The organism is Acinetobacter venetianus RAG-1 = CIP 110063 (genome assembly GCF_000368585.1).
In the GTDB taxonomy this organism is placed as follows: Bacteria; Pseudomonadota; Gammaproteobacteria; order Pseudomonadales; family Moraxellaceae; genus Acinetobacter; species Acinetobacter venetianus.
Genome location: NZ_KB849556.1, coordinates 1 through 24,885 on the forward strand (window position 1 = coordinate 1; position 24,885 = coordinate 24,885).

Sequence of the window (24,885 nt, forward strand, 5' to 3'; positions counted from 1 at the left end):
AAACACCCCCATTCGTATGAGTGGGGGTGTTTTTTATTGCATGATGGAAAGTAGTTGAATTAAATACAATATCGTTGGAAAAATTGCGAAATGGCACTATCACCTCTTCGGTCATCTCTCTTTAGAGATGACCGAAGAGGTGATATACCAAAAGGTGTTGGAAAAAGCAGCTCATTGGGATGTTATTCCTTTAGCAATCGTAGTCCACCATGAAAAAGAGTTGATTGGTGTCTTAGAGCTTAAGCGACATGAGAATAAAAATTACCCAGAATATGAATATTGGATTGGAGGTGTATTTGTTGATCCTGTATGGAGAGGACAAGGGATCGCAGGCAAAATGATTGCAATGGCAAAAGAAAAAGCCAAGCAATTAGGTATCACTACGCTCTATTTACAATGTGAAAGTCACAATATCGATTTATATCAAAGACATGGTTTTAAAATAATTCATCAAGCTTCCTACCATAACATTGAAACGACTATTATGCAGTTTGACGTTTTATTGAATCATAAAACAACATAAATAAAATAGAAGTAGTTCTATGAAAACATGTAAGTTTGAATTTTAAATTCATAAATATTTTAGAAAATATAAGGAAAACTTAGTGCTGAGTGTGATTGTTCAATTGATGGGCGGCATTGGATTATTTCTTTTAGGTATGTCTTTGATGACTGATAGCTTAAAAGCGATTGCAGGTGAAGCATTAAGACAATGGCTGGTTCGATTTACCAACTCCCCAATAAAAGCTGTTCTATCAGGTATTGGCTTAACCGTAGTTGTACAATCTTCAACAGCAACAACTTTAGCAACAATTGGTTTTGTGAGTGCAGGCGTATTAAGTTTCAGTCATGCAATCGGTGTGATTATCGGAGCAAATATTGGAACAACGAGTACTGGCTGGATGGTAGCATTGTTAGGCCTGAAATTTTCTATAGCAAGTTTTGCCTTACCATTGATGGGGGTGGGCGCTTTATTAAAACTATTAGGTAAAGAGAAAATCGCATTTATTGGCTTAACTTTAGCAGGCTTCGGTTTACTGTTTTTTGGCATTCAAATATTACAAGATGCCATGAGTGGTGTTGCTGAATTGATTGATTTGTCTCGTTGGGCTGAACCAACATTCATGATGAAATTGATTTTAGTTGCTATCGGTATTCTCATGACGATTTTGCTTCAATCATCAAGTGCAGCGATTACAACCACATTAGCAGCATTATCGACTCAAACAATTAATTTAGAACAAACTTTAGCATTGGTGATTGGTCAAAATGTAGGAACGGTTGCCACAGCAATTTTAGCTGCGATTGGCGCGACTACAAGTGCTAAGCGTACAGCCGCAGTACATGTTATCTTTAATGTAGTAACAGCCGTTTTTGCATTTTTACTATTGTCTCCTGCATTTATGTGGGCTTATCAGCATTTTCAATTGATTCACCAGCTTGATTCTGTGTTATTAGTTGCTGCATTTCATACGGCATTTAGTTTATTAGGTGCATGTATTTTTATGCCACTTTTACCTAAGTTTGAACAACTTATTATTAGACTGCTTCCAGAGCAAGAACCAACGACAACACGTTATTTGGATGAGTCACTTTATAGTGTTCCTGCATTGGCGATTGCAGCAGCAGAGCGTGCGTTGTTGAAGTCGATTGCTGATATGTATAAGGTTTTGACTCGAAGTATTCGAGGAGAGATTATTGCTTCATTGGTTAATACAGATGAATATGATCGGACTCTTGCAAAAGTTGAACATTATTTAGAAGAAATGTCTGTTCCTCAATCAAGCAGCGACCAGCATCGATTTATTATCTTATTGAGGTTAGTAGTATATGTCCGAGTTCTCAAAAATGATCTAGCTGAGGTTGCAAATATTGAATCAATTCAGAAGCAAGATTCCATCTATGACTTAGCACAGCGTTTTGCCACGATTCTTGAGCAAAATATTCATTATTTATTGCAAGAACCTTTTGTAAATTTACCGAAAGGGCTAGTGAATGATCTCACCGCCATCGCTGAAGAAATGAAAGATAAACAGGAATTCGTGAGGCAGAAGCTTATAGAGGATTCTTCTCAAAAAAATGTATCTGCAACATATACACTAGAGCTTTTGGCTGCACAACGATGGTTAGAGCATTTGGTGGTTCACTGTAGCCGTGTTGCAATCTTATTGGGTGATACAGAGCAAGAGTTGGTGGATGAAGAGCTAAGTTTAGTGGAATAAATTTTAGTTTGAGATACGATTAATGATGATATTATGATTCTAAATATCTACTTTAAAATCATAATAATATGAGAAGAAAACTCTACTTGGATTATGTGCTCTATGCATTAATAAGCTGTTGCTTCGTGGTTGGATATACCTATATTCGTGGCGAATCTTTCCAATGGTTGTACTTAGTAATATCTTTCATTTTTGGTATTCTTTTCATGACTTTTGTGATTGTAAGATTGCCAATTTTTAATCAGCATTATGCGCAAAGTGCTTATCCACGCAATCTGATTATTCCTACAAAACCTATGAATAGGGCAAATCAGCGAGCAGCACCAGTGATGTCAAGTTTATTAACAGGTATCGTCTTAGGTGTGACCTTTTATAGCTTTGGGGTTGAACAGTTTAAAGTTGAATGCTTTGTCGGAGCTATTGCTTCTGGTGTAATGAGTTTTTATTTTGAACCCAAAGTATAATTCGCCTAAACATCTAGTTTTTTCATAAAAGATAAAGTTTTCTACTTTTCTCCTCAGCTGACACGCCTATAATGATTGAGAATCATTCCAAATCTAATAAGGAAATAACATGTCTACCGATCAACAATTTCCAACACCTGCCAACTTAGGGATCGCAGTTTATTCAAATAATGCGGAAGCGATTGGTAATACACCTTTAGTTCGCATCAATCGTCTCATTAAAACTGGCGCAACTGTATTGGCAAAAGTTGAAAGCCGTAACCCTGCATTCTCAGTGAAATGCCGTATTGGTGCAGCGTTGATTGCGGATGCTGAAAAACGTGGCGTACTGAAAGCAGGGATGCATATTGTTGAGCCAACTAGTGGTAATACAGGGATTGCCTTGGCATTCGTTGCTGCTGCAAAAGGTTATCCAATTACCTTAACTATGCCTGCAAGTATGAGTCTAGAGCGTAGAAAAGTATTAAAAGCTCTAGGTGCAAATCTTGTACTGACTGAGCCTGCTAAAGGCATGAAAGGTGCAGTAGATGAAGCAGTTCGTTTAGCGACTGAGAACCCAGAACTTTATTTCCTACCACAACAATTTGAAAACCCAGCCAACCCTCAAATTCATGTCGATACGACTGGTCCTGAAATCTGGCAAGCAACCAATGGACAAGTTGATATTCTTGTCGCTGGTGTTGGTACTGGTGGTACGATTACAGGTATTTCACGCTATTTTGAGCAAGTTCAGAATAAGCCAATTTATTCTGTTGCCGTTGAACCTGCTGAGTCTCCAATCATTACACAAACAAAAAATGGTGAAAGCATTACACCTGCACCGCACAAGATTCAAGGGATCGGAGCAAACTTCATTCCTAAGAACTTAGATTTAGATTTGGTCGATGAAGTTGTACCTGTAAACAGTGCTGATGCGATTGAATGGGCACGAAAATGTGCTACTCAAGAAGGCATCTTGGTCGGTATTTCTAGTGGTGCAGCTTTGGCCGCAGCCGCTCAGATTGCAGAGCATCCTGAAAATGCAGGCAAAACTATTGTTGTGATCCTCCCAGATAGTGGCGAGCGTTATCTATCCTCAGTACTTTTTGAAGGTTTATTTGACGAAGCTTAATTCATTGAATTACTGGAAAAACCATGCTTTCAAGCATGGTTTTTTATTGAAGTTAGAGTGCTTTCTTTAAGGTTTTTTCATGTCGTTTGACTGAGCGTGCGTATTTTTTTGCTTTGTGGCGTGTCCAAAAACTACGTTTATAACCTGTTGGTCCAACATTGTAATAAGCAACGGCTTTTGACCAACTTCCAGCAGACTTATAGTAACTTGCCAATACATATGCACCACAATTAACATTGACTGTTTCATCGTACAGATTGCCTGGGCAAGATTGACGCCAATGGCTTGGAATAATTTGAGTTAAACCTACAGCACCCGTTGGTGAGCGTGCGGAACTGTTATAGTTTGACTCTTGGCGAATTAGTGCTGCGAGTAGCGTGGGTGATACATCATAACGATCGGCACTTTGCACAATAATCGGCGAGATACGATTTGCAGTATTGGGTGATACAGAATAAGCAGTTTGTAATCCTGAAGATAATTGAGTAGAGCGATGGGTAAATGATCCACTAAGACTGCTACATGCACTCATGCTGATGGCAATCACAACAAGACTGATTTTTAAAAACACTGAGCTTAGATTTTTAAAGGTGATATGTTGATCAGACGTAGATGTAATTTGCAAAATATTGAACCGTCAAATGAAGCTCTATGGATGGTATTAATTCAATTTGAATGAGTCAAGGCTGTTATTTTATCATGTTGATAAACTTAAAATTCAGTTTGTAAAAAAGCCCCGACATCCTGTCGAGGCTTTTTCATATTTGGTTTCTTGCCGTTAACTCCTGTCAACGACCACGTCCTGTGCTTCTTGTTGTTCTGAATGAGACTTCCTATCTCTTTATGACTCTCATCATAGAACTATATACTTTAGTCGTATATTCGCCAATCACTGCAACCTGTGTACGTTTAAACTTACAGGGCTTCTTTTAAAGCTTGTTCATGGCGTTTTACTGAGCTGGCATATTTATGTGCCTGTTGCCGCATATAGAGGCTTCTTTTATAGCCTGTTGGTCCTACATTGTAGTAACCCAGTGCTTTGCTCCAATCACCTGTAGATTCATAGTAACGAGAGAGAATATATGCACCGCAATTAATATTGATTTGCTCATCATAAAGATTACCCGGGCAGGTCTGTTGCCAAAACTTAGGGCGAACTTGAGTTAAACCAACCGCATCTGCGGATGATTTTGCGTTGCTTATATAGCTTGACTCTTGGCGGATGAGGGCTGCGAGTAAATGTGGTGAGATGTTATAGCGATCAGCAGTTTGTAAAATAATGGGTGCAACACGATTTGCAGTGGTGGGATGAACCGAATAAGCGTTTTGAATGCCCGTAGAAAACTGCTGAGAATGGTTGACTGTTGGTGCTTTAGTGGTGCTACAGGCAACGGTTAAATATGAGCTTAGGAAAAGGATACACAACTTAAGAAACGTATTTTGGAATCGAGAAAAAGAGAACTTGTTGTAAGTTATCATCGTTGAAAAAGTTTAACCATCATATAAAAAACAAGCGGATAGTATGGAGGTCAACTTATTGAGTCAATGGTAGCTGTTTAGCTAAATCGTTTGTTTTTATATCTTCAGCTTGATCTAGTACACATAAAAAAGCCCCGACATCCTGTCGAGGCTTTTTCATATTTGTTTCTTGCCGTCGACTCCTGTCAACGACCACACCCTGTGCATCTTGTTATTCTGAATGAGACATCCTATCTCTTTATGGTTTTATAGTAAGCGAAAAATATTTGGGAGCATATTCGTCAATTGCCACAGCTGACTATACGTTAAAACCTACAAAAGATCTTAAAAAGATTCTAACGATCTTTAAGAATAAAATTCACGATTCTTTGAGCAATAGGTGCACAGATCAATACACTTGGAAAAGCAAACATCCAAGCAATAATCCATGCTGACATCCACATTGAAAAGAAATGCTCAATAAAACCAACTGCTTTAAGCGTGGTAATTCCTGAAATCAAAAAAGACATCATACAAGACAAAATGAATGGAAATAAAAGCCTTGAAGCCTTCATCAGTTAACCCCTTGATATGCACTTAAGGTCAATGCAATGTTTTGCCCAAATAATTGAGCCGTTTTAATATCACCAACATCGAATGCATGAGCTGCACTGGCATGTTCGGCTTGAGCCATTAATCCAGACCATGAACCTAATCGATTGACTGCCTCAGTATAGGCAACGCCATGATGTTGGCTCGGTCGTATTGGATTACCGACCCATATCATACCGTGTTGCATACAAAAGGTGAAAAGTGAAATAAGCGTTGACTGTTTATCTCCTGCAGGAAGAGATGAGACCGTAAATCCTGCCGATAATTTTCCTCTAAAGCTTTGCTTTTTCCATAAAGGGCCAGTGCGATCCATCAGCTGTTTGAGAGGACTAGATACACCTCCAAGATAGGTAGGTGAACCCCAAATTAAAGCGTCATATTGGATAAGTTGCTCAGGCTGATGTATTAATTGTTCGGTTGTAAATAAATCAATTTGAATATGATCGACCAGCGCAGCCCCGAGCTGAATTTGCTCGGCGATAAATCGGGTATGACCTTGGTGACTATGATAAATAATTGCGATTGATTTCATGATTGAGGCCCTTAATTGAATAATTGTAAAAATTTGGCTGCGAGATATAAACCACATCCGAAGATACCGTGGTTGATGAGACTTTTAAGACGGTTGAGCCAAGGCTCTGGAGTATTTGCAGCTGCTATGCCAGCACCCATAGCAGGTTGCATAATCAAAAAGGGAACTAGCACCGTGATCAGGCCGAAAGCGAAAGCGCTATAAAACTCTGGCTGAATGAGCCAAGTTCCCCCTGCGAGAAGAATAAAAATAAAAGCAAATAAGACACCGACACTGTAATGCGTACACCAACCCAATAGAGATTCATGTTGAATCTGAGGGCTTTGGTTAATCGGGTGATGTCGAGTTTTCCCTTTAAATATCCAACCGATCCAACGGCCCAATAAGGCGAAATTTAAAGTCGGAATATTCAGTTGCATTAGGATGAATAACCAAATATCCATGACAATCGTTGCACCAATACCTAAGACGAGTATCTGAAATAATTGCTCGAAAAAGTTCATGAATTCACCTCAATTCCATCTCTACAAATGTGATAAATTCATTGTGCAAGTTCAAGTCAACTTGAAGTCAAGAGGTATTTATGGATATTGGTGAAGTCGCAAAAAAAGCGAATGTTGCACCTTCAACTTTACGTTTTTACGAAGAGAAAGGATTAATCAAATCTATTGGGCGACAAGGTTTGCGTCGTCAATATGCCAAACAAGTTTTAGATCAGTTGGCATTGATTGCATTGGGGCGGGCAGCTGGTTTTTCTTTAGATGAAATTGCAACAATGTTTGGACAGGATGGTCAGCCAGAGCTAGATAGAGGCTTGTTGAATGAAAAAGCCGAACAGCTCGAGAAGATGACACGACGGCTACATTTCATTAGTGAAGGTTTAAGGCATGCGGCAGTTTGCCCAGCTGAGAATCACATGCAATGCCCAACGTTTCAAAATTTATTAAAAGCCGCAATTTCAGGAGAATATCAGCCGACCAAGCTGTAGCAAAAGTATCTGAGTAAATAGGCATGTCATTGTATCGCCATAAAGATTTCATTTTATTGAAGTCAAAGTTTCATAAAAACTTGTTCTAATTTTCTTAATTTTTTTACCAAACGTATAAAATGATGAACAAGAAAACCGTATTGGCTTTGATCTGTGCGACAACTTTTGGATTAAGCGCCTGTAATGATGATAACCAAGATCAAAATACATCAATAGAAAAAGTCACTGAGCCAACTTTGGTTTCTTTTGCCAAACTTCCTGTTGAAACTTACGCAGCTGGCCCTGATTCTGGCCAAGCAGTTCAAGGTGCCAATGGCATTTATCCACCCTTTAAAGGACAGCCTGTACAAGGTTTTTCTGCTGCACTGAAAAACGATGATGGTAGCTACATGGCGATGTCTGATAATGGTTTTGGTACACAAGATAATTCAGCGGATTATTTACTTAGAATTTATAAGCTAAAAGCTGATTTTAAAACTAAGTCGAAAGGAACTGGACAAGTCGAAGTACAAAGCTTTATTCAGTTACGTGATCCGAATAAGCGTATTCCATTTGATATTGTGAATGGCAATACCGCCGAGCGCTTATTGACAGGTGCAGATTTTGACCCTGAGTCAATGCAACGCACAGCAGATGGAACATATTGGATTGGCGACGAATTTGGCCCATATTTACTTCATTTCTCTGCTGAAGGTGTCTTGCTGGATGCGCCTATTCCTTTACCAAATCCCTTGAACCCAGCGCAAGAATTACGTTCACCACAAAATCAATTCAACAAAGCCAATATCAATTATGTTGAACCATTGGTTCCACAGAGTGGTGGTTTTGAGGGAATGGCAATTTCTCCAAATGGGAAATATTTATATCCACTGCTTGAGAAGCCATTGAAGTCGATTCGAGAAGGTGAGCGTTTATTATTAATTTCTCAGTTTGATGTGCAGAAAAAAGCTTATACAGGACAATACTATTGGTTCGCTTTAGATAGTAAAGCCACGAATATCGGTGATTTCCAATTGTTCAATGACAAAGACGGCATCATCATTGAGCGTGATGCCAGCCAAAATAATTTAGGTGGCTATAAGAAATTAATTAAGATCAAGTTTAATGATGCTGCTCAAACGGTAGTGCGTGAAGACTTGGTTGATTTAATGAAGATTGCCAATCCAAATGCTTTATATGGTGCTGCACGAGAAGGTGATATTGGTACAGACCGTGTTTTTGCATTTCCATTTGAAACGATCGAAGATGTGATTATTGAAAATGGTACAACGCTGACTGTGCTAAATGATAATAATTTTCCGGGTTCAACGGGACGTAACGCCAAACTGGCGGATGATAATGAAATTATCCAAATCCGTTTGCCAAAAGCACTATTTTAAACTTTAGGTCAAAAATGGCCGAAATGATCATTTCTCATTTTGGTTGAAAGCGTATACTGATCAGGCATAAGGAGTCGTAATGTCTGAGTCAGTTATACGCCCAACTCATATCGAATATGGTTCGAAATCGTTTACAGCGATTTTATGGTCATTGTTCTTTGCTGGTTTTGCTTCATTTTCATCGTTGTACTGTGTGCAGCCAATGATGCCAATTTTTGCAAAATTCTTTGACGTGACTCCGACACAAAGTAGTTTGCCCCTTTCTTTTTCCACAATTGCGCTCGCAATCGGCTTGTTATTTACAGGCTTTATTTCTGATCGGTTTGGACGTAAACCGATCATGGTGTTTGCTTTATTCCTCGTCTCTGTGCTGTTACTGGTCAGTGCATCTTTTCCTGTTTGGGAAATCTTTCTCACGACTCGTATTTTTATTGGCTTGGCAGTCAGTGGTGTTGCCGCAGTCGCAATGACCTATATTGGTGAGGAAATAGCTCAGAACGATATTGGCTTTGCCATGGGATTATATATTTCGGGCACGGCGATAGGTGGTATGGGCGGACGTTTGATAGCTGGGGTCTTGGTTGACTTTATTTCTTGGCAATCGGCAACGTATATTATTGGTTTTTTGAATTTTATTATTGCGTGTTTGTTTTATTTATTGCTGCCGAAATCACAGCATTTTAAACCTTATCCTTTTCGTTTTTCGCGTTTTAAAGCGGCATTTGAACAGAACCTAAAAGATCCTAAATTGCGTATTCTATTTGCACAAGGCTTTATTTTAATGGGCTGTTTGGTGACGGTATTTAACTACATCAGTTATCACCTGTTAGAAGCGCCATTTTATTTGTCACAAACATGGATTGGTCTGATTTCGATTGCTTATTTAGCGGGTATTTATAGCTCTCCTAAAGCAGCGAAATGGGGCTTTCAGTATGGGCGCGATAAAGTGCTTCCTATTTTACTGTTGACCATGATCGTAGGTTTGCTGATCACCTTGATTCCCACACTTTGGGCGATCTTACTTGGCTTAACGATTTTTACTTTTTCTTTCTTTGCCGCACATTCAACAGCCAGTAGTTGGGTTTCAGTACAAGCCGTACAATATCGTGCAGTCGCATCTTCTTTATATCTGTTCTGTTATTACATTGGTTCAAGTTTGCTTGGTAGTAGTGGCGGCTTGATTTGGGAAAATTTTGGTTGGGTTGGGATCAATTTCAGTGTCGGGATGGTATTGGTGCTTGGGCTAATTTTAGCGGTTCATCTTAAACGCTTATAAGATATTCTATTTGCTAGAATTTGTACTAATTAACTAAATTTTAACAAGGATAATAAATTTGAATCATTTAGAAAGTTTGATTGCGGAATATTATGATTGGAAGGGATATTTGGTTAAGAATAATCTGAAAGTCGGGAAGTTGAGTCATGGTGGCTGGGAAATGGAACTGGATATTATTGCTTTTAATCCAATTACTCAGCATTTAATCCATATTGAGCCATCTATAGATGCATATTCGTGGGAAATTAGAGAAAGTAGATTTAAGAAGAAGTTTGAGTCGGGTGAAAAATATATGTTTAGTAATGTTTTTCCATGGTTGGATGAAAACACACCCGTTGAGAGAATTATTGTTTTACCTGCACATTCGGCTGGTCGGGATTATTTATGTGGAGCTAAAATCTTTTCGCTAGATGAGTTTATGCTCAAGATAAAGAATGACATTATGAAATGCGGAAAGATGGCAAGAAATGCAATTCCTGAGCAATATCCATTATTAAGAACGATTCAGTTGGTAACGAATGGTTATTACAGGCCTCATTGATAGCTGCGCTTGAAAATTTATAGATTGTGATTAAACTTTATACAAATAATTTGTTATCTCCTTGTTCTTGAATGTTTTATAAACAAGGAAAATGAATGAAATTCATGTTAAAATGATCGGCTTTCATTTTAGGGGCTAAAATACCACCAGCCCCGATAGATGTCTCTCCTCCATCTGCTAGCCGAGATTCGCAAGCCATGTCTACTGCCTACACCATGCAGACCGCGCCAAAAGCGCTGTTTGATTACGACAAATATTGGGCGTCGTGTTTTGAACCTGCACCATTTTTGCCGATGTCACGAGAAGAAATGGATCTGCTCGGTTGGGATGCATGTGACTTCATTTTGGTGTGTGGTGATGCTTATATCGACCATCCTTCATTCGTATCAGGTGTGATTGGACGTGTACTTGAAGCACAAGGTTTCCGAGTTGGGATTATTGCGCAACCCGATTGGACCAATGTTGAAAGTTTCCGAGTATTAGGTAAACCAACAATCGCATGGGGTGTCACAGCGGGGAACATGGATTCGATGATTAACCGTTATACGGCTGATCGTAAGATCCGTTCTGATGATGCATATTCTCCAAACAATGAAGCGAACAAGCGACCAGACCGTGCGGCAACGGTTTACTGTCAGCGTTGTCGTGAAGCATTTCCTGACGTTCCAGTGTTATTGGGTGGTATTGAAGGCAGCTTGCGTCGTATTGCGCATTATGATTATTGGTCAGACAAGGTTCGCCGTTCGATTTTAATGGACTCGAAAGCAGATCTGCTGATGTATGGTAATGGTGAGCGTGCCATTATCGACGTCATGCATCGTTTAGCCAAAGGTGAGAAAATCCACGAGATTACGGATGTTCGTGGTACAGCATTTATTATTAATAAACATAACAAAGCATCTAAAGCAAAATTCGTTGAAATTGCTAGTAATGACATCGATACCATTGGACGTGTTGATCCAATTATCAATCCCTATGTGATGACTGAAGATATTGACGGTTGTGAAGTTGAAAAAGAAAAAGGCAACTCACTGGCACAATATCAAAATTTCCAAAAAGAAATCGTTGCCAATCCAATCGTACGCGAAGGCGATAATTTAGACCCTGATATTCAGATCGTACAATTAAAGCCTGCACCATCAAAAGCAATTAAACATAAGCTGCCGCCGCGTGAATTGGCAGTGATTCGTTTGCCTTCGTTTGAAGAAGTTGCTGATGATCAAGTACTTTATGCACATGCGAACCGTATTTTGCATTTGGAAACCAATCCAGGGAATGCGCGTGCCTTGGTGCAACGTCACGGTGAGCGTGATGTTTGGATTAATCCACCACCAATTCCGCTAACGACTGAGGAAATGGACTACGTATTTGATTTACCCTATGCACGATTACCACATCCTGCGTATGGCAATGCACGATTCCCTGCATTTGATATGATCAAATTCTCGGTCAATATTATGCGTGGTTGTTTTGGCGGTTGTACGTTCTGTTCGATCACTGAACATGAAGGTCGTATTATCCAAAACCGTTCGGAAGATTCGATTTTACGTGAAATTGAAAAAATCCGTGACACTGCACCTAACTTCACTGGGATTATCTCGGATTTAGGTGGGCCTACGGCAAACATGTATCGTTTGCACTGTAACGATCCTGAAATTGAGAAAAACTGTCGTAAACCATCTTGTGTTTATCCGGGTGTGTGTCAGAACTTACATACCGATCATGCACCATTGGTTCAACTGTATCGTAAAGCACGTGAAATCAAAGGCGTGAAGAAGATTCTGATTGGTTCTGGTCTGCGTTATGACCTCGCGGTACTCAACCCTGAATATGTGAAAGAATTGGTTCAGCACCATGTCGGCGGTTATCTGAAAATTGCGCCTGAGCATACCGAAAATGGCCCATTATCGAAGATGATGAAACCGGGGATTGGGACATATGATCGCTTCAAGCAAATGTTTGAGCGTTTCAGTAAGGAAGCAGGTAAGGAACAATATTTAATTCCTTACTTTATTGCTGCACATCCGGGGACCACGGATTACGATATGATGAATTTGGCGATTTGGTTGAAGAAGAATGGCTTCCGTGCTGATCAGGTACAAACCTTCTATCCATCACCAATGGCAACCGCGACCACAATGTATTATTCAGGCAAAAACCCATTGTCTAAGGTGGCACGTTATACCGAGAATGTCGATATTGTGAAGGGTGAAAAACGTCGCCGTCTGCACAAAGCATTCTTACGTTACCATGATCCAAATAACTGGCCATTATTACGTGAAGCTTTGAAAGAAATGGGTCGTTCAGATCTCATTGGTAACTCAAAGCAGCATTTGATTCCGACGTATCAACCACAAGGTACAGCTGAAGGTGAATATAAGTCAGCGCGTAAGAAGAATTCGAGTGTTGCGGGGGATTCTGCAAAACGTAATGGTCAACAAAATCAGTCACGTTCGCAGTCAGGTCAAAAACGTCCACAAAAAGGACAGGTTTTAACTCAACATAATGGTTTACCGCCTCGCGAAACAGGTGAGAAAAGACCATTTTCAGGAAAGCCTAAACAAAAAGCCAAAGCACAGCGCTAACTGAACAAAAGAAGGCATTCAATAGAATGCCTTCTTTTTAAGTAATATTGTGGGTTGTGTCACATCGGCTTTAATTTTTCATAACGCAATAGAAACATATACTGACAATATCAACTTGAATATTTACTGCTTGATGATTATAAATAAAGGGGCAGCAAACTTTTACGACTTTGGTCGGCTTGTAAAAAAGGATGAATAATTTTAAGTTTGTATTGCTAAAATGACTTTGCTATCGCTTGCTTTTGACTAAAAAAGTATTGATTAAAAAAATTGGCATCATAGCCAAAATGATTATAAAAAATCTAAAGGATTGGTTAGAAATGTATTATTTCATAACAATAGTAGGATTGCTGCTAATTGCAGCACTTGTGCTTCGGCGTTTACATCGAAATCAACGTCAAGACAGCCCCTTAAAGAGACGTGGTATTCTCACCATTTCAGAACAGATCACCTTGATGCGTCTTCAGGCTGTGTTACCAAGACATACGATTTTAGCGCATGTGTCTTTTGATGCATTATTGACGACTAAATACGCTCATACACGCCGTAAATATCAAGGTTTAGTTGCTGATTTCGTTGTATTGGATCAACAACATCAGGTTTTGGTTGTGATTGAGATTGTTGATGAGTCTTATGTGAACCGCCTTCATCAAAAACATTACCAAGATAGTTTGCTTGAGCTGGCTGGTTATCGAGTCTTGCGTTATAGCAGTATTCCAACCGAGCAAGAGTTACGTGATGATTTGGTATCTGATCCATTAGAACCAAATACCACAATTTCGACAGTATCAACAGGTATGGTACAAGCAGAACATATCATGAAATATAATATGTTCGCTGCAAAGTCTTAATCTGGCTTCACGGCTGTGACCGTCATTTCAACTAAAACATCAGGTGCATACAGTTTAGATTCTACGCAGGTACGTGCTGGGGGGTGTCCCTCAGCAATCCATGCATCCCATACTGCATTCATGGCTGCATAATCCTTCTCAATGTCTTTTAAAAAAATCAGCACGGATAAAATATGTGTTTTATCTGTTCCTGCTTCTGCAAGTAAACGATCAATATTGTCTAAGGTCTGCTGTGTCTGTGCAGCAGCATCTACACTGGTATCATCTGCAAGCTGACCTGCCAAATGAACTAAATTTCCTGAGATTGCGACTTCACAAAAACGAGAGGTGACATGTAGTCGTTGCACAGACATTTTATGTTCCTAATAAGAATAGATTTTGTTTGATTGTAATAGATGAGATAAACCTAGAGTGTAAATTTGTTTTAAGTCAAATCCTAAAAGCTTGTATTTCCATCAAGTGACGTTGATAGAAAAATAAAGCACAGCGTTGTTGTGGACAGACAATCAAGCTGCCCAAATTTAAAAATTGAATATTGGCATGTCGTAGTTGATTTAAACAGGTTGCGATTGAGCTATGCAGAGGGCACAGTTGTTTCAGTTGACTAATCGTTGCATAAGCGCTGTGATACATATCATTATTCCTTTTCAATTTTGAAAAAATGGGCGAAATCGCTTCGCCCAATGATGATTTATGTGCTTTGTTGTTCAGATTGATACCAGTTGACATGACGTGTAATGAACATGACGCAGGCGATGAGAATAAAGGAGAGGATGGAGCCAAATAAGAAGGTCTTACCGCTAGATTGTAGTAATAGATACATCATGCTGTACAAAATGCTTAGCAGAACTCCAAATAAAAATGCAGCTTTAAATCCTTTAACGACGAAATACAAATACCATGTGATTAAGCCAATACAAGCGATTGCCGCGATCAGATATGCCCAAGCGAATGCATAGTATTCACTGATTGAAAGCAATAAAACAAAGAATACGCCTTGTGCCATCGCAACAAGTGCATATTGGATGGGATGGATTTTTAGTTGTTTTAAAACTTCGAATAAAAAGAAGCATCCAAAGGTAATAATGATCACCATAACACCATATTTAATGGCACGATCTGTTTGTGTATAGATGTTTACAGGGTCTAGAAATTGAGTAGAAATACCAGAAATATTGGCTCTGGATGCATTACTTTCATATTGATTGTCTGGATTTTCTCTAGAATTGAGCGCTTGATAGAAACATTGGCTATTTTCACATAGGGCGATACGATCCAAATTTCGCTTACCTAAAGCGATATTTTTCCAGTCAGCCTGAAAGTGGTTTTTCTGATTGAGTTTTTTGAATGGCAAACTTTGTCCATCATATTTTACATCGCTCCAATTCCCTTGAGCTTGATAGGTCATTTCATAGCTGGTTGGAATAAAACTAAATTCACTGAGTCCTTCAAGTTCAAACTTTAGATTAAACTTAAAACCTTGTTGAAATTTTTGAATCAGTTCAGGATATTGTTGAGTGGTAATATGCATTAAATCAAAGCTATTTTTTCCTTGGCTTTGTTCATAAAAATCAAATTTATAGGTCTTATTTTCAATGTTTAGAATAGGTTTGGCATTGAGTCCACGAGCATCTTGAATCGGGAAGATGATTTCGGCTTGGTCCCATAGATAATGACGTTGAGATTTATTATCGATTGCTTTAAAAGAACCTTTGCCTGACATTGAATTTTGATAGCTAATCGCTTTGTAAATTGTGCGCTTATATGTGTTATCGGATACTTTGAATTGCGCACGCCAGTCCGCAGATTCTGCACCTAGAACAATAAAAAGAGTTTGGTTGCAGCTATAGGTTTTCTTATCCTCATCTGTGCATGTTGTTTGGACTTGATAGGGCAATTTTAAGTAAGGTGCGATGATTTGTTGTGGTCGAATTTGTTCATTTGCAATATCATTAATCACTTGTTGTTGATAGCTTTGGCGTTCAGAAACGAGATTGGAAATAAATAGAAGTCCAATATAAAAAATGAAAATCAAGAACAGAATTGCTCCGATTTTAAGATGAATAAAGTTACGGCGCATGTTGGAATCCATTGTCATAGTGATATGACAAGTATTCCAAGGTGATATGCATTTTGAATGCGCTCGATTTGAAGTTTATGTGAAGTTTGTATGAAGTGTTAGTGTGACCAGTACGCCCGAGTGGTGATTCTCTAAGAAATCGAGAGCATTTGCAGAGATATTTTGAATCGTAATTTTACCTCGATGTTGCTGAATAATGTGTTGAACAATGCTTAAACCAATCCCAGTACTACGTTGCTGATTATGTGGTCGAGGCAGTGAAAAATAAGTCTCAAAAATACGATTTATCGCGTATGAAGGGATAGATTCTCCCTCATTAAAAAATAAAATTTCGATCTGATGATTCGCATGATCTTGTTTAAGATGAACTGCTATTTTTCCATCAGGAGGGCAAAAGTCCCTTGCATTATCAAGTAGATTATTTAGCGCCTGTTTCAGCCAAAAGGGATCGGCATATATGCTGTAATGTTCAGGTAGTTCCAGTTGAATATGGATATTTTTGAGTTGCAGAGCACTACTTTGCTGTAAAAAGCATTGTTTTAATAAAAGACTGAGATCTAATGTTTGGAACTCAAGCGCATGATCATTTTTTTCTAAACGCGTTAACAAAAGCATTCTTTCGATCAAAGACTGCAAGCGCTGACTTTGCTGCATGATATGTTGTACAAATTGCTGTTGATCCGCTGGTGGTAGATCATCTTGCAATAGCTCTGCACTGGCTTGAATGGCGGTCAGTGGGCTTTTTAGCTCGTGCGTTAATGTATTGACGTAATTTTCAACATAGGCTTTATCTTCTAGTTTCTCACGCATTTCACTGAGTGCTTGAGTCACTTGATTGAGTTCTTTGGCTGAATAAAAGAATGGGGCTTGATTCACGGGTGCAAGCGCTTGTGCATAACGACGAACTCGATCAATACTATGTTTAAGCCAATATGCCACTATACTGGCAAGCAAAAGACTGAGCGCTGCTATCCAAAGTGCTTGATAAATCAATTGTTGTTCTGCGCGAGCAATATAGGGCTGTACTGACTGGTTGGGCTTACCAATACTGACCACACCAAGCAACTGTTGTCTATAAATGATCGGTGCGGCGATATGCATCACACTGCTATTGCGGTCATTAGGGTTCGTTGCTGTAGAGCGCGCGCCGTATTTACCTTGCAGCGTCAAATAAACATCATTCCATTTTGAATAATCTTGTCCAACCGCTTTTCCTTCTGAATCATAAATCACAACGCCATGCTGATCAGTAATATAAAGCTGTTGATTAATTTCTTCTTTTTTATGCTGCCAAATGGTTGCATCAAGTTGACGAGATAATGCAGCTTGAATTTTTTGATTAAATTCAGGCGTATTGACTTGATGTTGATACACATCTTCAGCAATAAGTTGGGCAATAATATTGGCATTTTCGGCAAGCGTGTCTTCAACCACTTGTCGTACATTGGGTTTAACTTGTTGAGTGAGGGTATAGGCAATAAAGCTTAGGCTCAGTACCACTACCAAGCTAAAGAAAAACCAAATGCGAATAAAGATGGACATGTTTTAATCCAACTTCATTAAACTATACCCAAACCCTCGATGTGTCCGAATCGGATCATCAGGGGTAATCTGTTTAAGCTTTTGCCTTAAACTTTTGATATGTGTATCGACAGTTCGTTCCAAACTATGCTCTGGGTGTTCCCAAATATGATCCATCAATTGTTGGCGACTAAAGACCTGCTCAGGATGCTGAATTAGCAAAAATAACAAGCGGTATTCATATCGCGTAAGTTGCAACATTTGCCCATGATATTGGATTTGTAAGGATTGTGGATTACATGACCATGTTGCTGATTGCAAAGTAACGTCAGTTTCAGGAATTTCAATTGATGTGGTTACAGGCTGTGCATGACTCTCCATTCTACGCCAAATCGCTTTGATTCTCGCCACGATTTCTCGCGCGCTAAATGGCTTGCTACAATAATCATCAGCGCCAATTTCCAGCCCTACAACACGATCAATTTCATCATCTCGAGCGGTTAAGAACAGTAAAGGCGTATGATCTTTTTTGCGAAGTTGTTTGCACACTTCAAAACCATTTATATCAGGTAAGCCGACATCAAGAATAATAAAATCAAAAGTTTGTAATGCACTCATTGCTAAAGCTTGAGTGCCTGTATTTGCCCAATGAACAGTCCATCCTTCACGCTCAAGCGCATAACGGAGTGGTAGAATAATCGCAGCTTCGTCTTCAACACAAAGAATTTGTTTAGGGTTCATGATCTCGTTGTAATCAATCGTTTTCTGATTTTATTGAATGAGTTTATCTGAACTTATTGAGCAATGCAGAAGATTCTAAGAATTTTTATCGCTAGTGGAAATATGTATGAAGGACACCAAAAGTGCCCTGTAATATTCGGATTTGATCGTCACGCCAACCACAGGAGCAGATGCTAAAAGCGAGGATTTCTTTAGCATGGGCAGGTAACAAGGATAAAGTTACTGCGTTGCTTAGAGTACTGAAAACTGGATAAAAAGCAAACATAAATTTAGGTGAGCACTGTGCTTTTGTGTAAAAAATCAGCACTACCACAATGAAAGTTGGGATTCTTCCTGAGCTTGTTGAAGTTGATATACACCAACACCGACTAAGCGGAATTGAAAATCAGGATCTATATGCATTTCTTCGAGCAGTTGAATCACAACTTGTTGCAAATCATGTTGTGATTGCAAAGGACTTTTAAAGCTCTTGCTGTGTTGTAGTACCTGAAAATTCTTGAGTTTTAATTTGACGTTTACACCACGCGCTGTAAGTTGTTTTTTATTCAGGCTGCGCCAAACTTGTTCACTGAGCGGTTGCCAAGCATGTTGGCATTGAGCAAGGGTATAGTCATCATCAAAGGTAATTTCTTTTGATATCTGTTGGCGTTCACGCTCTGCTTTTACAGGGCGATGATCAATGCCTTGCGCATATAAATACAGTTGCTTTCCATATTTACCGAAATGATGAATCAGCACATTTTCTTTAATTAGTTGCAGATCACCAAGTGTATGTAGATTGAGCTGATTGAGTTTTTCTTGAGTAACCTTACCGACTCCAGGAATTTTATTCAGCGCTAAATCTTGGATAAATTTTAGGACTTGATGAGGCTTAATCACAAATAAACCATTGGGTTTATTCCAGTCCGATGCAATTTTTGCCAAAAACTTATTTGGAGCAACACCCGCAGAGGCGGTCAGCCCCGTAACGGCAAAAATATCAGCCCGAATTTGTGTCGCAACTTCCGTTGCACTCGGAATATCTTTTAAATTTTCCGTGACATCTAAATAAGCTTCATCTAAAGATAGTGGTTCAATGAGCGCTGTATATTGTTGGAAAATCTGATGAATTTGAGCTGAAACTTCACGATATTTTTCAAAATGTGGTTCGATCACCACAACTTGAGGGCAGAGCTTTTTTGCCTGTCCCATCGACATTGCTGAGCGTAAGCCAAATACACGGGCAGGATAGGACGCTGCTGCGATGACGGCACGAGGATGGTGAGAGGAAATGACCACAGGCAAGTCTTTAAGCTCAGGGCGATCTCTGAGTTCGACTGATGCATAAAAGGCATCCATATCGATATGAATGATTTTGCGCAGTTCATTTGCCATCTTGAATGCCTTGTTCTTTTAAAAACAGAAACCATTCTTTCGGTGATTCTGCATAGACATTTAAGTCCACTGCTTTAGGTACGCCTTGAATTTTACCTTGACTGGTATGCTGCCAAAACATCCATTTTCGACCATCTTTCAGTTCAGGTTTTGATTCATAATCTCTCACCCATAAAGGTGTTTGATTAAAATTGCCCATCAATACGATGTGGTAAAAGCTTTTAGAAATATAAAAAATGGGCTGTTTACCGTAATGCTTTTGCAGTTGGTCATGCATCACTTGGATTTCTTTAAGCAACTGCTCTTTGGTATAGGTATTAATACAATTACTGTCATATTCGAGATCGATGACAGGCGGTAATGCATCCGTTTTATTGGGTACAGTCGCTATAAAATTTTCTGCTTGAACTTGCCCATCGCGACATAAACGATAGAAGTGATAGGCACCGACATGTAAACCCTGTTCACGCGCTTTTAGCCAGTTTTCTTGAAATTTTCGATCTTTAAAGTCACCACCTTCAGTCGCCTTGAGGTAAACAAACTGATAATGCTGCGGTGAAATTTTTTTCCAATCAATATCACCTTGATGATGAGATACATCAAAACCACGAATTGAATAATCTTTTGCAGATGCTTTCTGTTGGTAGAACAAACCGAAATAGCTCACTAATCCAAGCATGAGTGCTAAACCAACACTGGTGAGCGTTGGATAATACTGGGAAAGTCGTTGTTTCGGTTTTGTCTTGGTCATGGTTGTTCAGTTATGCGATTTCGAGTTGAGTATCAGATTTACAATATTGATCATGCAGTAATTGTACGCGTTTCGCTTTGGGATGGCTGAGTTGGTGACCAAATTGTTCCACAAATCTACAGGATGCATAATTTTGAGCATGCTGTTGATAGTTTTGAACCCAATCTGCTCGTTGTGTGATACGTTCTTGCTGAACGGGCCATATCCCTTGTCGCAAGCGTTCAACTCCGATGCGCCAAGGTTTGGGACTAATGCGAGCACGAAAACAATTTTGATTTTTGCACATCAGGACATAACAACTGTCCGTTGAAATGGCTTGGAATAAGTTTTGTGCTTGTTCGCCTCGAGGATCAAAAGTTTGATGCATAACTAAAATGCGATAACCATTCGGCGTACGATAGACGCGTAAATGCCAATCAGGATGTTGTTGTGAGAAGTGACGGATTTTTCCTAAGGCACGTTGTGCTGGTGTACCTGTAAATTTGGATTGAATGTGGAATAACCATTTACTGATTAAGCCAGTGACAAACAATGCGATGACACATCCAAAGCCGAAGATCCACCAAGAACTCAAGTAAATCGCACAAAGGCCGCTCAAGCTGAGCAATGTAAAAAATACAATTGTAGCAAGCTTCGAGCTAGGATGATGGATCAGATCAACATCAGCAAATAACACATCAGGTGTATTGAGGCATAACGCTCCGTAACTATTTCGGGTAATGATGACATCATCCTGTTGGGCAATAATTTCCTCCCGAATCGGTAAACCTTCAGCGCCGTTATAAGCGACTTTATGATCGAGTCGGCGAATTTCTTTGTCTTTTTTAAGTTGTTCTATCGCTTCAGCAACACGTTGTTCAGCATGCTGTTGAGCAGATTCTACGTTTTGATCCGACCAACCAAAGCGTTTAATCGTATATTGTCGGCCTTCAAATTTCATTTTAGTTTTCGCTTCAGCCCAATATCGCGGGATGATCATGTGGTTTTCCTTATTGTCATTGTGAGTGTAGGGTTGATCGTTCTTTTTAGTCTGTTGTGTCTTTGGGAATCTGCCAAAACACAATTGCTGTAATGATGTTGATACAGCCAAGTGTGATCAAGGTGGCATGAAATGCGGGGTCGATGGTCGCTGTTGTAAAATGTTGCTCAAATGTATTGATCAGTGTACCTGCTAACGCCACGCCCATACTCATGGACAGCATCATGATCATTGATAAGAAACTATTGCCACTACTGGCGTCTTGTTGTGGCAAATCTTTTAAGGTAAATGTATTCATTCCGACAAATTGCAGTGAATTTAAAGTCCCAAAAATAAATAGATGGAGTACTTTCAGCCAAAGGGGGGTTGCTGCTGTCATCAGCGAAAAACTAATAATACATAATCCGACTAGCACCGTATTGGTCAGTAAGAAACGACGATAGCCGACATGCTGAATTAAGGGGCGAACAATTGGCTTCGAGAATAAAGAACCCAAAACAGCAGGGATCATCATTAAACCCGTGATAAATGGTTCAAAACCAAAAGCAACTTGTAGCATCAATGGCAAAAGAAACGGAATCGCATTGCTACCTAAGCGTGCGAAGAAGTTGCCAAGCACGCCGATCGAATAGAGTTTGTAGCGGAATAAACGTCCATGGAATAGTGCATTTTGATGGCTATGTGCATGATAGGCATAGCTACAGGTTGCAATCACCCCAACGATTAACAGACTTAGACTGACCCAGTGTGAATACTGCGGTGAGGCAATGTTTTCGATCCCGAGAGATAGTCCAACCATGGCAACCATCAATAAAATAAAACCGCTCAAATCGAAAGGTTTTACTGTAGGCTCTTTCTGATTCGGCATGACTTTCAGAGTCATGATCATCCCGAGAATACCCATCGGAATGTTAATCAGGAATATCCAATGCCATGTGCTGACCTCGACCAACCAACCGCCTAAGGAGGGGCCCATTAATGGCCCAAGCAAACCTGCTAAGCTCATTAAGCTCATCGCTGACAAGAATTGCGAACGGGGAATCAATTTGAGTAGCGCCAAACGCCCGACAGGCATCAATAATGCACCGCCAATGCCTTGAATCACACGGAAAAATAGCAGTTGTTCTAAGTTTTGAGATAAACCACAGCCCAGAGAAGCCAAGCTGAAAATGACCATTGCGCTGAGATAAATATTACGAATACCAAAGCGATCCGCCAACCAGCCACTTAACGGAATACAAGCTGCAACAGATAAGACATAGGCCACAATGACACCATGCATTTGCAAAGGATTTTCATTGAGTTGTACTGCCATCGCAGGAATAGCAGTATTAACGATCGTGGTATCCAAGGCTTGCATAAAAAAGCCAATCGACACCAAAAATACCAACAGTCGAAATTCAGGTTGTACAGCTTGATGCGTGGTCGTTGTCATAAGTTGTGACGAATGAAAAGTCAGCTTTAGTTTAAAGCAACTCTGCTTGAAATAAAGCCAAAAATTGTCAAAGAGTCGTCATCGAACTGACATGAAAGTGTCATCGAACTTGCACCTCACAACACTAGATTAGTCATATAAAAGAATTGTATGGAAATTGAGCATGAAATTTAAGATTTCAGTTTTATTGGCAGCAATGCTGTCTGTGGGGTTGGTTGCTTGTAATGATGATAATGACAACCACAACAATACGCCTGAAGTAGTTGAGCCTACACCTGAGACGATTAAACTCAGTTTATTGGGTCGATATGAAACCAATATATTTGCTCAAAGCGCTGCGGAAATTCCTGCCTATGACGCAGCAACCAAACGTCTATTTGTCGTAAATGCCCAAAAAGGTTTGGTTGATGTATTAGATGTTTCCGCACCTGAAAAGCCTGTGCATATCGCAGAGCTTTCTGCACGTGCTTATTTGACAGATTCAGAAGTAAATAGTGTCGCAGTGAAAAATGGAATTGTTGCGATTGCAGTTCAAGCAGCCAATAAAACAGATGCAGGAATTGTTGCATTCTTCAATGCGAAGGATTTGAGTTTTATCAGCAAAGTTGCAGTCGGTGCATTGCCTGATATGGTGACTTTTAGCCCTGATGGCAATACGGTACTGGTCGCAAATGAGGCTGAACCGAATGATGATTATTCTATTGATCCTGAAGGTTCGGTCAGCATTATTGATGTGCGCAATATTCAACAACCGAAAGCCAGTGTTGCTGATTTTAAAGCATGGAATAACCAAAAAGCCGATTTGATTGCAAAAGGTGTGCGTATTTTTGGGCCAAATGCAACCGTTGCTCAAGACTTAGAGCCTGAATACATCACGGTCTCTGCTGACAGCAAAACTGCATGGGTGACTTTGCAGGAAAATAACGCAATCGCACGCATTGATCTTGCACAGCAAAAAGTAACGGACATTTACCCATTGGGTTACAAAGATCATGGTCAAGTGGGCAATGAGTTAGATGTCAGTGATAAAGATGGATTGATCAATATTAAAACGTGGGCAGGTCTTGTAGGTATGTACCAACCTGATTCGATTGCCAATTATCAAGCCAATGGACAAACTTATTTAGTTACTGCAAATGAAGGTGATAGCCGTGAATGGTTGGCTGATGAAGATGCTTATTTTGCAGGGGACATGACCAAAGGTTATGTTGAAAATATTCGAATGAAACATTTGTTTAATAGCAAAGGTTTCAATGCAGACGGTGATTATCCTGCCCATTTACAGAAGTTTGCGAATGGGGTGAAAGGTGCAAAACTTAATCCAGTCACTTTTGCTTACTGTGGTGCAACAGCGACTGAAGCGGGTGATTGCCGTAAAGACCCGAATCTCGGGCGTTTGAATATCGCATGGAATATGGGTTATCAAACCAATGCCGATGGTTCGCCAAAGTTAGATGCCAACGGTTTATTAACCTATGACAAGCTTTATGCATATGGTGCACGTTCATTTAGCATTTGGAATACACAAGGTCAGCTCGTTTGGGATTCAGGCAGTGAGTTTGAGAAGAAAACAGCAGAATTGTTCCCAGCGTATTTTAACAGTGATCACGAAGAAGCTGCATTTGATGACCGTAGTGATAATAAAGGTCCTGAACCTGAAGGAATTGCTGTGGGTGCTATTGGCAAAAAGACCTTCGCATTTATTGGTTTAGAGCGTATGAGTGGCATTATGGTGTATGACATCAGCACGCCAAATCAGCCGAAGTTTATTGAATATTTCAGCACACGTAACTTTGCTGAGGCAGATACAGAGAAACAAGGTGATTTAGGGCCAGAAGGATTAATTTTTATTGCAGCTAAAGATGCACCAAACGGTAAGCCGCTTTTGGTGGTGGGCAATGAAGTGAGTGGTTCAACTGCAATTTACCAAATCAACGTGCAGTAGATTAAACCCAAAAAAGCGGATCATTTGATCCGCTTTTTTA

Annotated in this window: 25 protein-coding genes; 11 read left to right on the forward strand and 14 right to left on the reverse strand. The window is 39.7% G+C overall.

Features of this window, described 5'->3' with window-relative positions:
* Nucleotides 1-70: 70 nt before the first annotated feature.
* The 4 genes from F959_RS00005 (at nucleotide 71) to cysK (ending at nucleotide 3,797) form a co-directional block, all read left to right on the forward strand.
* Nucleotides 71-523: a GNAT family N-acetyltransferase gene (locus F959_RS00005; RefSeq protein WP_406564418.1), complete on the forward strand. Its 453-nt coding sequence runs from the start codon at nucleotides 71-73 to the stop codon at nucleotides 521-523.
* 82 nt (nucleotides 524-605) lie between these two features.
* Nucleotides 606-2,222, forward strand: a complete 1,617-nt coding sequence (locus tag F959_RS00010; RefSeq protein WP_004876252.1) for a Na/Pi cotransporter family protein — start codon at nucleotides 606-608, stop codon at nucleotides 2,220-2,222.
* A gap of 206 nt (nucleotides 2,223-2,428) precedes the next feature.
* Entirely contained in the window at nucleotides 2,429-2,686 is a 258-nt protein-coding gene (locus F959_RS00015; RefSeq protein WP_007482599.1) for a hypothetical protein, read from the forward strand.
* 109 nt (nucleotides 2,687-2,795) lie between these two features.
* Nucleotides 2,796-3,797, forward strand: a complete 1,002-nt coding sequence (gene cysK, locus F959_RS00020; protein ID WP_004876256.1) for a cysteine synthase A — start codon at nucleotides 2,796-2,798, stop codon at nucleotides 3,795-3,797.
* Between the two features lie 52 nt (nucleotides 3,798-3,849).
* Here cysK and F959_RS00025 read toward each other — a convergent pair whose 3' ends face one another.
* The 5 genes from F959_RS00025 to F959_RS00045 form a co-directional block, all read right to left on the reverse strand.
* Nucleotides 3,850-4,329, reverse strand: a complete 480-nt coding sequence (locus F959_RS00025) for a lytic transglycosylase domain-containing protein (RefSeq protein WP_004876258.1) — start codon at nucleotides 4,327-4,329, stop codon at nucleotides 3,850-3,852.
* Between the two features lie 383 nt (nucleotides 4,330-4,712).
* Nucleotides 4,713-5,276 carry a lytic transglycosylase domain-containing protein gene (locus F959_RS00030; protein WP_004876261.1) on the reverse strand — a complete coding sequence of 188 codons (564 nt, stop codon included), beginning with the start codon at nucleotides 5,274-5,276 and terminating at the stop codon, nucleotides 4,713-4,715.
* Nucleotides 5,277-5,611: 335 nt separating this feature from the next.
* On the reverse strand, nucleotides 5,612-5,830 hold the full coding sequence (locus F959_RS00035; protein ID WP_004876265.1) for a DUF2798 domain-containing protein: 219 nt from the start codon (nucleotides 5,828-5,830) through the stop codon (nucleotides 5,612-5,614).
* The gene (locus tag F959_RS00040; RefSeq protein WP_004876266.1) at nucleotides 5,830-6,399 is read right to left on the reverse strand and encodes a flavodoxin family protein; all 570 of its coding nucleotides are present in this window, start codon (nucleotides 6,397-6,399) and stop codon (nucleotides 5,830-5,832) included. The genes F959_RS00035 and F959_RS00040 overlap by 1 nt, the downstream gene beginning before the upstream one ends.
* Before the next feature lie 11 nt (nucleotides 6,400-6,410).
* Nucleotides 6,411-6,902 (reverse strand): DUF2938 domain-containing protein, encoded by a 492-nt coding sequence (locus tag F959_RS00045; RefSeq protein ID WP_004876268.1) that lies wholly within the window; start codon nucleotides 6,900-6,902, stop codon nucleotides 6,411-6,413.
* An 80-nt stretch (nucleotides 6,903-6,982) separates the two neighbouring features.
* On the opposite strand from F959_RS00045, the gene F959_RS00050 reads away from it, so the two are divergent.
* From F959_RS00050 to F959_RS00075, 6 genes are all read left to right on the forward strand, one after another.
* Nucleotides 6,983-7,387, forward strand: coding sequence for a helix-turn-helix domain-containing protein (locus F959_RS00050; RefSeq protein ID WP_004876269.1), 405 nt, complete (start codon nucleotides 6,983-6,985; stop codon nucleotides 7,385-7,387).
* Nucleotides 7,388-7,509: 122 nt separating this feature from the next.
* Complete coding sequence (locus tag F959_RS00055; RefSeq protein ID WP_029424903.1) at nucleotides 7,510-8,766, forward strand: esterase-like activity of phytase family protein; 1,257 nt, start codon at nucleotides 7,510-7,512, stop codon at nucleotides 8,764-8,766.
* A gap of 79 nt (nucleotides 8,767-8,845) precedes the next feature.
* Complete coding sequence (locus F959_RS00060) at nucleotides 8,846-10,042, forward strand: MFS transporter (RefSeq protein ID WP_004876271.1); 1,197 nt, start codon at nucleotides 8,846-8,848, stop codon at nucleotides 10,040-10,042.
* A 58-nt stretch (nucleotides 10,043-10,100) separates the two neighbouring features.
* Nucleotides 10,101-10,583, forward strand: a complete 483-nt coding sequence (locus tag F959_RS00065) for a hypothetical protein (RefSeq protein ID WP_004876272.1) — start codon at nucleotides 10,101-10,103, stop codon at nucleotides 10,581-10,583.
* Nucleotides 10,584-10,780: 197 nt separating this feature from the next.
* A complete protein-coding gene (locus F959_RS00070) occupies nucleotides 10,781-13,168 on the forward strand; it encodes a YgiQ family radical SAM protein (protein WP_004876273.1) in 2,388 nt (795 codons plus the stop codon).
* 320 nt (nucleotides 13,169-13,488) lie between these two features.
* Nucleotides 13,489-14,019 carry a DUF2726 domain-containing protein gene (locus F959_RS00075; RefSeq protein ID WP_004876274.1) on the forward strand — a complete coding sequence of 177 codons (531 nt, stop codon included), beginning with the start codon at nucleotides 13,489-13,491 and terminating at the stop codon, nucleotides 14,017-14,019.
* Here F959_RS00075 and F959_RS00080 read toward each other — a convergent pair.
* The 9 genes from F959_RS00080 to mdtD all read right to left on the reverse strand — a co-directional run bounded on the left by F959_RS00080 (nucleotide 14,016) and on the right by mdtD (nucleotide 22,900).
* Entirely contained in the window at nucleotides 14,016-14,372 is a 357-nt protein-coding gene (locus tag F959_RS00080) for a RidA family protein (protein WP_004876275.1), read from the reverse strand. The genes F959_RS00075 and F959_RS00080 overlap by 4 nt on opposite strands.
* 76 nt (nucleotides 14,373-14,448) lie before the next feature.
* Entirely contained in the window at nucleotides 14,449-14,652 is a 204-nt protein-coding gene (locus F959_RS00085) for a hypothetical protein (RefSeq protein WP_004876276.1), read from the reverse strand.
* 58 nt (nucleotides 14,653-14,710) lie between these two features.
* Nucleotides 14,711-16,099, reverse strand: coding sequence for a cell envelope integrity protein CreD (gene creD, locus F959_RS00090; protein WP_004876277.1), 1,389 nt, complete (start codon nucleotides 16,097-16,099; stop codon nucleotides 14,711-14,713).
* 75 nt (nucleotides 16,100-16,174) lie between these two features.
* Nucleotides 16,175-17,641: a two-component system sensor histidine kinase CreC gene (gene creC / locus F959_RS00095; RefSeq protein ID WP_004876278.1), complete on the reverse strand. Its 1,467-nt coding sequence runs from the start codon at nucleotides 17,639-17,641 to the stop codon at nucleotides 16,175-16,177.
* Between the two features lie 3 nt (nucleotides 17,642-17,644).
* The gene (creB, locus tag F959_RS00100; protein WP_162098236.1) at nucleotides 17,645-18,364 is read right to left on the reverse strand and encodes a two-component system response regulator CreB; all 720 of its coding nucleotides are present in this window, start codon (nucleotides 18,362-18,364) and stop codon (nucleotides 17,645-17,647) included.
* A 303-nt stretch (nucleotides 18,365-18,667) separates the two neighbouring features.
* On the reverse strand, nucleotides 18,668-19,723 hold the full coding sequence (dinB, locus tag F959_RS00105; RefSeq protein ID WP_029424902.1) for a DNA polymerase IV: 1,056 nt from the start codon (nucleotides 19,721-19,723) through the stop codon (nucleotides 18,668-18,670).
* A 1-nt stretch (nucleotide 19,724) separates the two neighbouring features.
* Nucleotides 19,725-20,486: a glycoside hydrolase family 25 protein gene (locus tag F959_RS00110; protein ID WP_004876282.1), complete on the reverse strand. Its 762-nt coding sequence runs from the start codon at nucleotides 20,484-20,486 to the stop codon at nucleotides 19,725-19,727.
* Between the two features lie 10 nt (nucleotides 20,487-20,496).
* Complete coding sequence (locus F959_RS00115; protein ID WP_004876284.1) at nucleotides 20,497-21,465, reverse strand: hypothetical protein; 969 nt, start codon at nucleotides 21,463-21,465, stop codon at nucleotides 20,497-20,499.
* A gap of 46 nt (nucleotides 21,466-21,511) precedes the next feature.
* Nucleotides 21,512-22,900 carry a multidrug transporter subunit MdtD gene (mdtD, locus tag F959_RS00120; RefSeq protein WP_004876285.1) on the reverse strand — a complete coding sequence of 463 codons (1,389 nt, stop codon included), beginning with the start codon at nucleotides 22,898-22,900 and terminating at the stop codon, nucleotides 21,512-21,514.
* A gap of 163 nt (nucleotides 22,901-23,063) precedes the next feature.
* Between mdtD and F959_RS00125 the strand changes: the two genes are divergently transcribed.
* On the forward strand, nucleotides 23,064-24,845 hold the full coding sequence (locus F959_RS00125; RefSeq protein WP_004876287.1) for a choice-of-anchor I family protein: 1,782 nt from the start codon (nucleotides 23,064-23,066) through the stop codon (nucleotides 24,843-24,845).
* Nucleotides 24,846-24,885 lie beyond the last annotated feature (40 nt).